We start from the raw sequence: 13,113 nt of genomic DNA on the forward strand, positions 1-13,113 counted from the left end.
TGCTTATGAAACAGCACTATCTTGATGTCGACCGGCGCATCATCCACCACTTTGCACACATGATCGAAGACGACGACTACGAAGACATCACGCGGCGCACGCTGCACCATTACGACGACAACGCGCGCCGGTTCTTCGCCGGCACGATCGACCACGACGTCAGCCAGAACATCGAGGCGCTGCTGAGCGCGATCGAGGCGCCGGCCCCGTACACCATTCTCGACTTCGGCTGCGGCCCGGGGCGCGACCTCAAGACGTTCACGGCGCTGGGCCACCATGCCATCGGCCTGGACGGCAGTGAACAATTCGTCGAGATGGCGCGGGCGTACAGCGGCTGCGAGGTATGGCACCAGAACTTCATCGACCTGCACCTGCCGGCCGCGGCGTTCGACGGCATCTTCGCCAACGCCTCGCTGTTCCACGTGCCGCGCGAGCTGCTGCCCAACGTGTTGATGGCATTGTGCGCGGCGTTGAAGCCGGGCGGCGTACTGTTCAGCTCGAATCCACGCGGCCATAACGAAGAAGGGTGGAACGGGCCGCGCTACGGCTGCTTCCACGACTACGCCGCCTGGGAGCGCTACGTGGTTGATGCCGGCTTCGTGCCGCTGCGCCACTATTACCGTCCGGAAGGATTGCCGCGCGACCAGCAGCCCTGGCTCGCGAGCGTGTGGCGCAAGGCGAGTTAATGGTTTGTTAGTTTGCGAACAGAATGAAGGGCGCCATCCAATTATCCTGAATGCATCCCGCTTGATTCGCAAGCGGTTTTACTCATCAAGGAGGATTCCGACATGAACGACGACCAAATCAAAGGTAAAGCCAAGGATATCGGCGGCAAGATTCAGGAAGAAGTCGGCAAGGCTGTCGGCAGCAGCGAACAGCAGGCCAAAGGCCTGTCGAAGCAGGTCGAAGGCAAGGTGCAGGAAAAGGCCGGTGATCTGCGTGACGCGATCAACAAGGGCAACCGCTGATACCGGCGATCTGCTTACCTGACGTAGAAGCGGCCGCCTCGTGCGGCCGTTTTTACGTCAGCCCGTCGGCCGGTCGCCGAGGATGTCTTCCACGTACAGCTTGTCGACGAGCACCATCAACATGGCCGTCAACGGCGTCGCCAGCGCGATGCCCGCGAAACCGAACAGCGTGCCGAACACGAGTTGCATGACGATGGTGAGCGCAGGCGGCATCTCGACCGCGCGCGCCTCGACGAGCGGCTGCAGCACATAGCCTTCGACCGTCTGGATGCCGAGGAACAGCAGCACCGTGTACAGCGCCAGGTCGGGACTGATCGACAGCGCGATCAATACCGCCGGCACGCCCGCCATGATCGGGCCGATGTAGGGAATGAAGTCGAGCAGCCCGGCGATGATGCCGAGGATCAGTCCCAGCGGCACGCCCAGCAGCGTGAGCCCGCCGGCCGTTGCCGCGCCGACGATCAGCATCGACAGCGACTTGCCGATCAGCCAGCGCGCCAGCGTGTCGCCGATGTCGTCCATCACTTGCACGGCGCGCTCGCGCTTGCCCTGCGGTACGAGCTTCACGATGCCCTGCTTGTACTGGCGCGGCGACAGCGCGAAATAAATGCCGACGAATACGATGATAACGACGTTGCCGAGTGCGCCGAGCACGCCGCCGAAAAAGATGCCTGCATTCGGCACGAACTGCTGCATCGATCCGATCAATTGCTTGGCATCCGGCAGGTCGGCGGCGATGCGCGCGAGCAGCGGCTGGTTCTCCACCATCTGGCGCAGGCGCTGCAGCGATTGCGGAATCTGCTGCGCCAGTTCGGTCGACTGCTCCGCGATCTGCGGCGCCATCGCCCACCCGCCGAACCCGATGATGAGCAGCAGCGCCAGCACGACGGCGACGAGCGCGAGCTTGCGGTTCCAGCCGAAGCGCCGGCACAGGATCGCGCTCAGCTCGTACAACAGCACGGCGAACAGGACGCAGGCAAAGAGCAGCAGCAGCGCGTCGATGGCGAGCACGACGGCCGCGACGAGCGCGAGGAACAGCACCGCGATGCCGTCGACGAGGACGAAGCGGCGCATCAGTTTGTGCTGGGCCGGCTTGACGGCGGGGGAGGTGTCATTGTTCATGACAGAATGCTATCAGCGGCGCGACTGGACCGTCGCGCGCATGCAATGTGCGTGCGCTAACTGAGCAATACCGGGGCCGGCGCTACGATGGTGTCGAACTTTGAACGAAAGGAGAACACCATGAATTCGGACCAGATCAACGGCAAACTGCAAGACATCGGCGGCAAGATCCAGGAGGAGGCCGGCAAGATCGTCGGCAGCGCCGAGCAGCAGGTGAAAGGCTTGCAGAACCAGGTCGAAGGCAAGACCCAGGAAAAGCTGGGCGACCTGAAGGAAAAAATCCACGACGCCACCAAATAAGCTGGCGCCAGGAAAAATCGGCCGCACGTTGCGGCCGATTTTTTTATTGGGAAACGAATCTTACTTCGGCGCGGTCCCGCCCAGGTGCTTCTTGAAGAACGCCTCGATCAGGCCATACACGTGCCGCTGTCCGGCGCGCGACGAAATGCCGTGCTTGGCACCCGGATACGTCATCAGCTCGAAGCGCACGTTGCGGTTGACGAGCGCGTCGATCAGGCGCGTCGAGTTCGTGAACAGCACGTTGTCGTCGGCCATGCCGTGCACCAGCAGCAGCGGCGACTTCAGGCCGTCCAGATGCGCGAATACGCCGCTGCGCTCGTAGGCGGCCGGATCCGACTGCGGCGTCGCGCCCACGAACTGCTCCGTGTAGTGCGTGTCGTACAGGGCCCAGTCCGTCACGGGCGCCACCGACACGCCCATCGCGATCTTGTCCGAGCCGGCCTCCAGCAGGCGCAGGGTCATGAAGCCGCCATAGCTCCAGCCGAACACGCCCACGCGCTTCGGATCGACGAAGCTCTGTTGCGCCAGCCAGTCGATGCCCGTCAGCTGGTCCTCGACTTCATGCGCGCCCAGGTTACCGTAGATGACGTCGGTGAACGCGCGCTCGCGGCGCGACGAACCGCGGTTGTCCAGCACGAACACGACGAAGCCCTGCTGCGCCATGTACTGGTTGAACAGATTGCCCCACTGGCGCGTGACGCGCTGCGAATGCGGGCCGCCGTACGTGAACAGGAAGACCGGATAGCGCTTCGCGGCGTCGAAGTTCGCCGGCTTGATCATCGAGTAGTACAGCGTCTGGCCGTCGTGCGCCTTGATGCTGCCGTATTCCGTCGGCAGGTGGTCCTTCGCGTAGTTCGCGTACGGGTGCTGGGCGTTCAACTCGTTGTGTTCGAGCCACTCGACCATGCTGCCGTCCGCGCGGCGGATCGACACTTGCGGCGGCGTGTTCGGATCGGAGAACGTGTCCACGAAAATCTTGCCGTTGCGGGCGAACACGTCCTCGTGCCAGCCGTCCTGCTTCGTCAGCCGGACCGGCTTGTTCGCGTTGCTGCCGTCGAGGTTCAGCACGTACGTCTGCTTGTCGATGACGGCGTCCTTGTTCGACGCGATATAGACCTTGCCGGCCTGCTCGTCGACGGCGAGGATGTTGTCGACGCCCCATTCGCCGCTGGAGATCGGGTGCAGCAGCTTGCCCGACAGGTCGTACAGGTACAGGTGCTTGCGGCCGCTGCGCTCGGAGGCCCAGATGAACGCCTTCTGGCGGCCGAGGAAGCGCAGGTCGTCGTGGATGCTGACCCAGGTTTTCGACGTTTCCGTCAGCAGCGGGCGCTGGGCCAGCGTGGCCGCATCGACGGCGACGAGATCGAGACGCTTCTGGTCGCGCGACTGGCGCTGGTAGACGAGGGTCCTGGCATCCGCGCTCCAGTCCGCGCGCACGAGGTAGATGTCCTTCTCGGGACCGAGGTCGACCTTCTTCTGCGCGCCCGTCGCCGGGTTCACGATCATCAGGTCGATCTCGACGTTCTTCGCACCGGCGGCGGGGTAGCGCTGGTCGATGACTTCCGTGCGGTCCGCGAAGATCTCGAAGCGGCGCGCGACGGGCACCTGCGCCTCGTCGTAGCGGCGGTAGGCGATGGCGGAATCGTCCGGGGCCCAGTAATAGCCCGTGTGCTGGTCCATTTCTTCCTGCGCGACGAATTCCGCGTCGCCGTTGTGCACGGTGTCCTTGCCGTCCGTCGTCAGCTGGCGCTCCTGGCCCGTCGCCAGGTCGATGACGAACAGGTTCTGGTCGCGCACGTACGACACGTAACGGCCCTTCGGCGAAATCTTCGGATCGCCGACATTGCCCGATGCCACCTTGCGCGCGGCTTCAGGCCGGTTCGCGTCGACGAGGTACAGGTCGCCCGCGATCGGCACGAGCAGCTGCTTGCCGTCAGGCGACCAGCTATAGCTCAGGATGCCGGACAGGCTGGCCGTGCGGGCGCGCTCGCGCCTTGCCTTCTCTTCCAGCGACAGGTTCTCGTTCGGGACCAATTGCTTGGAGTCGACCAGGCGGTGCGTGGTCTTGTCCTTCATGTTGAATTCCCACAGGTCCAGCTGGAACTGGTTGTCGGTGCGGCCGCGCAGGAAGGTCACGCGTTCGCCGTCGGGCGAGACGCGCAGGCTGCGGACGCCTGGACCGGCCAACGCCGGGTCGGCGTGGATACGGTCCAGCGTCAGCCGTTCCGCCGATGCGGGAACGGCTGACAATGCGGCTAAAAGGCAGAGAAGAAGGCGCATGGAGGGTTTGGGTAAAGTTTAAAAAATTATTCGTGTGCAACGGCGGAACGATACCAGAGTCGTCCCGTAAAAGCTGTAAAGACGGCGGGCGGGAAGGGGCGCAATGATGGACGAACTGTAATGTTTACATCTGCTGCGATGCACTATGATCATTTCGTCGGCACCCCAATGCCGACAATAGGATGAAACTCTCTCCTAGGGTTACGCCGATGGATTCCCCGTCCATCGGCTTTTTTTGCTTTAAATTCGGGGTCAGAGCACATTTTCGATCAATGTGTCGCCGGACAAAATCGCTGCGAGGACACCCGGCGCTTGCAACAGGAATTGCAAGCGGGCCCGGGCCACCATTAAAGCTTGCTTCAAGGATTGTGCGCAAAAAAGTGCTCTGACCCCGAATTTATGCGTGGTCGCGGATGCGCAGCTTGGAGAGTCGATTCAGCGACCACGCCAGCAGCACGGCGGCCACGGTCAGGCCCAGCACGAGGCCGATCCAGAAGCCGGTGGCGGCCATCGGCTTGTCCGGCGACCACGGGAACCAGTCCGGCGCGAGGCCCAGGATCCAGCCGACGGGCAAGGCCACGCCCCAGAACGCGATCATCTGGATCACCATCGGCGAGCGCGTCACCTTGTAGCCGCGGATGGCCGAAGCGGCCGCGACCTGCGTGGAATCGGACAGCTGGAACAGCGCGGCGAACAGCAGCAGCATCACGCACGTGGCCTGGACGGCCGCGTCGGACGTGTACATGGCCGAGATCTGCCACCGGAAGAGGGCGATGCCGATCGCGGACAACAGGCCGAACGCGATGCACATGCCCGTGCCCACCCACGCGACGAAGCGCGCACGTACCGGATTGCCTTCGCCCATCGCCTGGCCGACGCGGGTGAGCGCGCCGATGCCGAAGCTCAGCGGCACCATGAACACGAGCGACACGAAGTTCAGCGCGATCTGGTGCGCCGACACCTCGATCACGCCGAAGCGCGCCACGAGCAGGCTGATGATGCCGAACGCGCTGACCTCCGCGAAGTGCGTGACGCCGATCGGCAGGCCCAGGCGCAGCATGCTGCCGATCTCTTTCCAGTTCGGACCTTCCCAGTGCGTGAACGGATATGTCTGGCGGTAGGCGCTGGACAACTTGATCCACACGACCATCGCGCCCAGCATCAGCCACATGCCGCTGGCCGTGGACACGGCACAGCCCAGCGCGCCCAGTTTCGGCAGGCCGAATTCGCCGAAGATGAACAGCCAGTTCATGCCGATGTTGTACAGGAGGCCGCAGAGCGCGATGATCATGATCGGCTTGGTCTGGTTGATGCTCGTCGTATAGCCGTACAGCGCGCGGTAGCAGGCGAACGCGGGCATGCCGAGGCTGATGATGTGCAGGAATGCCGACGCGCGGTCCGCGACGGACTGGTCCAGGCCGATGTGGTCGAACACGAGCGTGCACAGGTTCGCCGCGAGACAGCCTGCGACGCCGACGCCGAGACCCATCCACAGCGATTCGCGCACGGAGTGGGAAATGCGGTCGAAGCGGGCGGCGCCCATCTCGTGCGAGACGACCGAGTTCACGGCCATCATGATGCCCATGACGGTGACGAGGATGATCGACCACACGGACGTGCCGAGCGACACGGCGGCGAGCTCTTCGGCGCTGACGTGGCCCGTCATGGCGACGTCCGCCACGCCCATGCCGACGGTCGCGAGCTGGCCCACGAGCATGGGCCACGAAAGCCGCCACAAGGTGGCGATCTCGGCGCGGACGGGATGCAGCGCAAGGGCGCCGGTGCTGGACAGGTTGGACGTCATGGATCGGTTTGCTGGGGAAACCGATCATTTTACTGAGGAATCGACAAGCTTGTGTGACGGAACGACCCGTCCGCCAACCCGTCGTTCCCGCGAAAGCGGGAACCCATACTGGACAACAGAATTGGGTACGTCGGAAGTGACGCCGATGTGATAGTCAACGGACTTCGAAAACTCACCATGGGTTCCCGCGTGCGCGGGAACGACGGCCTCTACCGCTGCGCCAGGGCCGTCCCCGGCACCGATTTCAGGTAGGCATACAACGCCCGCAGGTCCGTCTCGTTCATCTGCCGGAACGACCCGAACGGCATCACGGGACTGATCGCGCTGCCGTCCGGCCGGTGGCCCGTCCGCAGCATGGCCATGAACGCGTCCGCCGTCGGATAGCGATTCATCGCGCTGCCCTTGCCGGGCGCCAGCTGCGCGGCCGGCGGCCAGGACGGCGGGGCACCGGGGACGCGGCCGCCGGCCAGGTCCGCGCCGTGGCAGCCTGTACACGTCGCGGCAACATAGGCGCCATACGCCGGCGTGACGGCGGCCGGCATGGCCTGCGGCGGCGCCAGCGCGTGGTCGATCTTTTCGGACGCATCCTTGATCACGCCGAACGCGTACAACGCCTTCACGGGCACCGGCACGTCGATGACGGCCTTCGCGCCGGACACGGGCCGCATCTGCTCGAGGTACGCGACGAGGGCGGCCATGTCTTCGTCGCTGAGGCGGCTGTAATCCTCGCTGGGCATGATCATGACGGGATTGCCGTTCGGCTTGACGCCGTGGCGCACGGTACGCACCCAGTCGATCACGCGGTAGCGCGCCGTGGTGCCGTTCGGGCCCGCCGTGATGTTGGGGGCGACGACGAGCATGCCGCCGTCGCGCACGACCGTCCTGCCGGCGCCGTCCGCGCCATGGCACTCGGCGCAGCCGCGCGTGTTGTACAGGTAGCGGCCGTGGTCGACGCGGGCGAGGTCGGGCACGATGTCGAGCGGACGCACGTCGAGCGCGATGCTGCGCGCCATCTTGCGTTCTCCCAGCACCTTGCCGACGCCGGCCGTGGCGACCCCCAGCAGGGCGAGTGCCGCCAATGCGATGCTCGTGCGCTTGACCCATTTGCTCACCATGACTCCCTCCTTGTTGGACGAACGGCAACACTAGGAATCTAGCACTGCCGTTCATGGCCGGATACTGGTTGAAATGCTAATGACGGCCAAGGAGGCTTGATGAGGCATGTATCAAGCGTGCGTCATTGATTTATTGGGTGGTGAAGCTGGTGAGCCACTGCAGGTTGGCGTCCTTGCTCCAGTTCGCCGTGCCGTTGTTCCAGGGGCCGTCCAGGCTGTTCTGGCTGCGGAAGCGGTCGCCGGATGCGCGCAGAAAATTTTACATTTGTGACAATGTGATGGAAAGCAAGCAGTAAGCGCCGATTAAAATAAATTACTGAGGGGTGACTAGCTAGCAAGTTCCAGAATGTGTGTTCTCAACACGGCCGATGTATCGTAGATGTTTGTTTTTATGGACCCTCCGACGCAGGCAAGAGGGTTTTCAGATCCGAATACCTAAATTTCTCTCGATGAAAATTATCAGATATATTTTCCCGCTGTTGATTTCCGCATGTGCTATTGATCCGGCTGCGACTAACGATTACAGCGGACTCGGTAATAGTGAAGTCGCGACACAGCTAAAATACTCACTTTTTTTGGGTGAGGTGGCTGTAGATCATACGATTGGCAATCTGGTCAATTCCCCTCGAGTCGTGAATCAAGTCGACCGCCGCAAAGCCTTGCAGGAACTCGGTTTTATTTGCCCGCCCGAGACCGATACACGGTGTTCCTACGACGGAAGTGCAAAATCGATCATCGTGAGCGCGGATCGAAAAGACGCGACAAGATTCGTCACTAGAGTGCATATTCAGGCACTGTTGAGCAATCGTGTGGTTAAGGTAGAGAGCCACATTTCAAAAACTGATTTTTAAGGGAGGCATGCCGGATACTGAGCTTCATGTCATGCCGCGGCAAGACGATGAGTAGTTGAAAAGCAAGCCTCCCGCCACAACTTACGGGACATTCAACTATCCAACCGATCCAGGAGCAAGCTCGTGGAATACAAGGACTACTACCAGACGCTTGGTGTCGAGAAGACCGCGACCCAGGACGACATCAAGAAGGCTTACCGCAAGCTGGTGCGGCAGTACCACCCCGACGTCAGCAAGCACAAGGACGCGGACGCGAAGACCAAGGAAATCAACGAGGCCTACGACGTGCTGGGCGACGCCGAGAAGCGTGCGGCCTACGACGAACTGGGCCGCGGACACCGGCCCGGCCAGGGCTTCCAGCCGCCGCCGGACTGGGGCACGCAGTTCGATTTCGGCGGTGCCGGCGGGGACGATTTCTTTAACGACCTGTTCGCCCACGTGGGCCGGCGCGCGCGCGCGGGCGGGGGCGCGCATGCGGGCGGCGGCGGGTTCCAGATGCCCGGCGAGGACATCCATGCGGCGATTTCCATCGACCTGCGCGACGCCTACCAGGGCGCCACGCGCACGGTCAGCCTGCGTATCCCGCAGCACGATGCGCAGGGCCGCACGACGATGCAGGACAAGACGCTCAGCGTGAACATTCCGAAAGGCGTCACGCCGGGCCAGCAGCTGCGCATGCGGGGGCAGGGGCATCCGGGATTCGGCGGCGGGCCGGCCGGCGACCTGTATCTGGAAATCCAGCTGAACCCCGACCCGCGCTATCGCGTCGAAGGGACACACGTGTACCAGGACGTGCCGGTGGCGCCGTGGGAAGCGGCGCTAGGTGCGAGCATCTCGGTGTCCACGCCGTCCGGCACGGTCGAGGTGACGGTGCCGCCGGGGTCGCAGAGCGGACGCAAGCTGCGTTTGAAAGGGCGTGGCATTCCGGCCAGGACGCCGGGCGATCTGTACCTGATGCTGAACGTGGTGCTGCCGCCCGCCACGAGCGACCGTGCGCGCGAGCTGTACGAGGCGATGGCGCGCGACCTTGCCTTCAATCCACGCGAACGCATAGGAGCCTGAACGATGCATGACGATATTCTCACCGGCGTGCTGCTGGACGACGTGGCGCTGACGCTCGACGAACTGGCGCGCGCCTGCAACGTGGAGACCGAGTGGGTCGTGCGCCACGTGCAGGCGGGCGTGCTGGGCGGCGAGACCAGCGTGCAGGTGACGAGCTGGCGTTTCCGTAGCGGCGACCTGGCCCGGGCCCGGCGCCTGCTGCGCGTCGAACGCGACTTCGACGCCAACGAGGACCTCGCCGCGCTCGTGGTCGACATGGCCGACGAGATCCGCCGCCTGCGCGCCCGCATGCGCGTGCTCGGCATCGACTGAAGGTCCGGCCGCCTGCGGGCACCGGTCTTATGGCGGGCGCGGCGGGGCACGGTGTGCGCTGGACTCACCGTGCTATCTTGCCCGCTATGCTCAAACTACCGACCAACGCGACCGCACCGTTCTGCCCATCGGAAGTCTCCGGTACCGTCAATGTGCCGGAGAACGATCCGCTGTGGAAAAAGATCCTGCGCTATGCGGGCCCCGGCCTGCTGGTGTCGGTCGGTTACATGGACCCGGGCAACTGGGCGACCGCCATCCAGGGCGGCTCGCAGTTCGGCTACGACCTGCTGTTCGTCGTCGTTCTGTCCAGCCTGGCGGCCATCGTGCTGCAATGCCTGAGCATGCGGCTCGGCATCGTCACGGGCAAGGATCTCGCCGTACATTGCCGCGAACAATATTCGCCGGTACACGCGAAAGGTTTGTGGGCGTTCGCCGAGCTGTCGATCATCGCGTGCGACCTGGCCGAAGTGCTCGGCTGCGCGCTCGCGTTCCATCTGCTGCTGGGCGTGTCGCTGCCCGTTGGCGTCGCGCTGACGGCCCTCGATACCATCATCGTGCTGGGCCTGAAAGGGAAGGGCTTCCGGCAACTGGAAGCGATCGTGCTGGGCCTCATCGCGACGATCGCCATCTGCCTGTTCACGGAGCTGTTCCTCGTCGCCCCGGACCCGCGCGCCGTCCTGGCGGGTCTCGTGCCGTCGCTGGACAAGGTGGGCCAGCGCGACGCGCTGTACCTCGCCATCGGCATCCTCGGCGCCACCGTCATGCCGCACAACCTGTACCTGCACTCGTCCGTCGTACAGACGCGCGTCCTGCGCCACGACCTCAACCAGGACGGCGCCCACCTGGCCGAAGCGATCAGGCTGTCGCGCGTCGACACGGTCGTGTCGCTGCTGCTGGCGCTATTCATCAACGGTGCCATCCTCGTGCTGGCCGCGGCCGCGTTTTATAAACCGGGCGGCGGCAACGTGATGGAGATCGACCAGGCCTATTACCTGCTGGCCCCCGTCGCGGGCACGGCGGCCGCGGCGATCCTGTTCGGCCTGGCGCTGCTGGCGTCCGGCCAGAGCTCGACGTTCACCGGCACCATCGCCGGCCAGGTCATCATGGAAGGCTTCCTGAAACTCAGGATTCCCTGCTGGCAGCGTCGCCTGATCACGCGCGGCCTGGCGCTGGGGCCGGCGATGATCGGCGTGCTCACGTTGGGCGACCACGCCATCGGCAAGATGCTCGTCGGCAGCCAGGTCGTGCTGAGCCTGCAATTGCCGTTCGCCATGTACCCACTGATCCGCCTGACGGGCCGCAACGACCTGATGGGGCAGTTCGGCAACAAGTGGTGGACGACGGTGCTGTCGTGGTTCCTGTTCGTCGTGATTTCCTCCGCCAACGCATGGATGGTGTGGCAGGCGCTGTTCGGCTGATCCGGCCATTCCTCGTACCTGATTCGCCGCGTGCGACGCGCCCCGCAAGCCCTGCCTAGAATGGGCTGTCGTCCCCATACGTTCGACCAAAGGGAGTTTATATGGAACAAGTTGCCAACAAGCCTTTGCAGGGCAAGCGCGTCGCCATGCTCATGACGGATGGCGTGGAACAGATCGAGTACACGAGCCCGCGCTCTTTCCTGGAAGAGCAGGGCGCCACCGTCGTGTTGCTGTCGCCGAAGGCGGCGGGCGACGAAGTGCAGGGTTTTAACCACATGCAGCCGGCCGACCGCTTCAAGGTCGAGATGAACGTGCGCGACGCGAAACCTGCCGACTTCGACGGGCTCGTGCTGCCGGGCGGCGTCGCCAATCCGGATCAACTGCGGTTGAGCAAAGAGGCCATCGATTTCATCCGCGACTTCGATGCCGAGGACAAGATGGTCGCGGCCATCTGCCACGGCCCATGGACGCTGATCGACGCGGGCATCGCTACCGGCAAGCATCTCACCAGCTGGCCCAGCCTGAAGCGCGACCTGTTGAATGCGGGCGCCGAGTGGTCGGATGAGGAAGTCGTGCTGGATGCCCGACTGGTTACGAGCCGCAAGCCGGATGATCTGCCCGCCTTCAACGATATGTTGTTGAAGGAATTGCTCGTGGCGCCAGGGACGGACCCTGGGCCGACATCGTAGTCGGTGTGTCCAATAAACTGGAGAGGTAGTCCAGGATAGTTGACGTCTTATCTTTCATATTGGAGAATGTATCCATTATGAAAGATGACTCCACCGTTAACGAACGCATCGCCCAGCAGGTGCGCCTCCTCCGCAGCGAGCGCGGCCTGTCGCTCGATGCCTTGTCGACCCAGTGCGGCGTGAGCCGTTCGATGCTGTCCCTGATCGAGCGGGGCGAGACGAGCCCGACCGCCGTCGTGCTCGACAAGCTGGCTGCGGGCCTCGGCGTGCCGCTCGCATCGCTGTTCGACGACCCGGCGCGCAAGGCCGAGCCTGTCTCACGCCATGCCGACCAGGTCACGTGGCAGGATCCGCATTCCGGCTATCTGCGCCGCAATGTATCGCCCGAAGGATTCCAGTCGCCGACACGCATCGTCGACGTGACGTTTCCGCCGCGCACGCGCGTGACGTACGAGGCCGGCCCTCGCACGCCCGCCGTGCTGCAACAGATCTGGATCCTCGAAGGCCGCATGCAGATCACGTACGGCAGCGAATCCTGGCTGCTGGAGACGGGCGACTGCCTCGTCATACCCCTCGACGCACCGAATTCCTTCCACAACCCCGGGGACGTGCCCGCGCGCTACGCCGTCGTCCTTACCACGCTTAGCAGGAGCTGATCATGAGTTGCCGCGTACGCCGTATCCATTCGCTGACCGATGCCGACATCGAAGGCCTGGCGGCCGTTCTCTTCGACTGTGTCGAGGGAGGCGCGTCCGTCGGGTTCATGCAGCCGTACACGCTGGGCCAGGCGCTCGGCTGGTGGCGTGGGCTCGCGGCCGACGTCGAGTCTGGCCGGCGCGCGTTGCTCGTCGCCGAGGACGAGCACGGCATCGTGGGCACCGTCCACCTCGTGCTGGCGATGCCGGACAACCAGCCGCATCGGGCGGACCTGTGCAAGATGCTCGTGATGCGGCGGGCGCGCAAGCAGGGCGTCGGCGCGGCGCTGATGGATGCGGCGGAGCGGGAAGCGCGGTCGCTCGGCAAGACGCTGCTGGTACTGGATACGGCCAGCGCCGAAGCGGAGCGCCTGTACGCGCGCATGGGGTGGACGCGGTTGGGTGTGGTGCCCGGCTTTGCGTTGCTGCCGGAAGGCGGGTTGTGCGATACGACGTATTTTTATCGCGAACTCGTCTGATGAAGCAGGTGTCTCCCC

At 64.0% G+C, this 13,113-nt stretch carries 14 protein-coding genes; 10 read left to right on the plus strand and 4 right to left on the minus strand.

Annotated elements, in window-relative coordinates:
- Positions 1-59: 59 nt before the first annotated feature.
- Both QPK29_RS26300 and QPK29_RS26305 read left to right on the plus strand, forming a co-directional pair.
- Positions 60-686 (plus strand): class I SAM-dependent methyltransferase, encoded by a 627-nt coding sequence (locus QPK29_RS26300; protein WP_371771545.1) that lies wholly within the window; start codon positions 60-62, stop codon positions 684-686.
- A gap of 102 nt (positions 687-788) precedes the next feature.
- Positions 789-968 carry a CsbD family protein gene (locus QPK29_RS26305; protein WP_056129126.1) on the plus strand — a complete coding sequence of 60 codons (180 nt, stop codon included), beginning with the start codon at positions 789-791 and terminating at the stop codon, positions 966-968.
- 57 nt (positions 969-1,025) lie between these two features.
- On the opposite strand, the gene QPK29_RS26310 is transcribed toward QPK29_RS26305, so the two are convergent.
- Positions 1,026-2,090 carry an AI-2E family transporter gene (locus QPK29_RS26310; RefSeq protein WP_371771510.1) on the minus strand — a complete coding sequence of 355 codons (1,065 nt, stop codon included), beginning with the start codon at positions 2,088-2,090 and terminating at the stop codon, positions 1,026-1,028.
- 120 nt (positions 2,091-2,210) lie between these two features.
- Between QPK29_RS26310 and QPK29_RS26315 the strand changes: the two genes are divergently transcribed.
- Entirely contained in the window at positions 2,211-2,390 is a 180-nt protein-coding gene (locus QPK29_RS26315) for a CsbD family protein (RefSeq protein ID WP_056129131.1), read from the plus strand.
- 60 nt (positions 2,391-2,450) lie between these two features.
- Here QPK29_RS26315 and QPK29_RS26320 read toward each other — a convergent pair whose 3' ends face one another.
- From QPK29_RS26320 to QPK29_RS26330, 3 genes are all read right to left on the minus strand, one after another.
- Positions 2,451-4,670, minus strand: a complete 2,220-nt coding sequence (locus tag QPK29_RS26320; protein ID WP_371771509.1) for a S9 family peptidase — start codon at positions 4,668-4,670, stop codon at positions 2,451-2,453.
- A 397-nt stretch (positions 4,671-5,067) separates the two neighbouring features.
- Entirely contained in the window at positions 5,068-6,474 is a 1,407-nt protein-coding gene (locus tag QPK29_RS26325) for an MATE family efflux transporter (protein WP_371771508.1), read from the minus strand.
- 209 nt (positions 6,475-6,683) lie between these two features.
- Positions 6,684-7,589: a c-type cytochrome gene (locus QPK29_RS26330; RefSeq protein ID WP_371771507.1), complete on the minus strand. Its 906-nt coding sequence runs from the start codon at positions 7,587-7,589 to the stop codon at positions 6,684-6,686.
- Between the two features lie 449 nt (positions 7,590-8,038).
- On the opposite strand from QPK29_RS26330, the gene QPK29_RS26335 reads away from it, so the two are divergent.
- The 7 genes from QPK29_RS26335 to QPK29_RS26365 all read left to right on the plus strand — a co-directional run bounded on the left by QPK29_RS26335 (position 8,039) and on the right by QPK29_RS26365 (position 13,095).
- Positions 8,039-8,440: a hypothetical protein gene (locus QPK29_RS26335; protein ID WP_371771506.1), complete on the plus strand. Its 402-nt coding sequence runs from the start codon at positions 8,039-8,041 to the stop codon at positions 8,438-8,440.
- A 123-nt stretch (positions 8,441-8,563) separates the two neighbouring features.
- The gene (locus tag QPK29_RS26340) at positions 8,564-9,502 is read left to right on the plus strand and encodes a DnaJ C-terminal domain-containing protein (RefSeq protein WP_371771505.1); all 939 of its coding nucleotides are present in this window, start codon (positions 8,564-8,566) and stop codon (positions 9,500-9,502) included.
- A gap of 3 nt (positions 9,503-9,505) precedes the next feature.
- Positions 9,506-9,814, plus strand: a complete 309-nt coding sequence (locus QPK29_RS26345) for a chaperone modulator CbpM (protein ID WP_056129143.1) — start codon at positions 9,506-9,508, stop codon at positions 9,812-9,814.
- A gap of 86 nt (positions 9,815-9,900) precedes the next feature.
- Positions 9,901-11,232 carry an Nramp family divalent metal transporter gene (locus QPK29_RS26350; RefSeq protein ID WP_371771504.1) on the plus strand — a complete coding sequence of 444 codons (1,332 nt, stop codon included), beginning with the start codon at positions 9,901-9,903 and terminating at the stop codon, positions 11,230-11,232.
- Positions 11,233-11,333: 101 nt separating this feature from the next.
- Positions 11,334-11,921: a type 1 glutamine amidotransferase domain-containing protein gene (locus QPK29_RS26355; RefSeq protein WP_371771503.1), complete on the plus strand. Its 588-nt coding sequence runs from the start codon at positions 11,334-11,336 to the stop codon at positions 11,919-11,921.
- 77 nt (positions 11,922-11,998) lie between these two features.
- Positions 11,999-12,577, plus strand: coding sequence for a helix-turn-helix domain-containing protein (locus QPK29_RS26360; protein WP_056129151.1), 579 nt, complete (start codon positions 11,999-12,001; stop codon positions 12,575-12,577).
- A 2-nt stretch (positions 12,578-12,579) separates the two neighbouring features.
- Positions 12,580-13,095, plus strand: a complete 516-nt coding sequence (locus QPK29_RS26365) for a GNAT family N-acetyltransferase (RefSeq protein ID WP_160410530.1) — start codon at positions 12,580-12,582, stop codon at positions 13,093-13,095.
- The last annotated feature ends 18 nt before the right edge of the window (positions 13,096-13,113 follow it).

The organism is Massilia orientalis, assembly GCF_030411975.2.
GTDB classification, from domain to species: domain Bacteria; phylum Pseudomonadota; class Gammaproteobacteria; order Burkholderiales; family Burkholderiaceae_D; genus Telluria; species Telluria orientalis.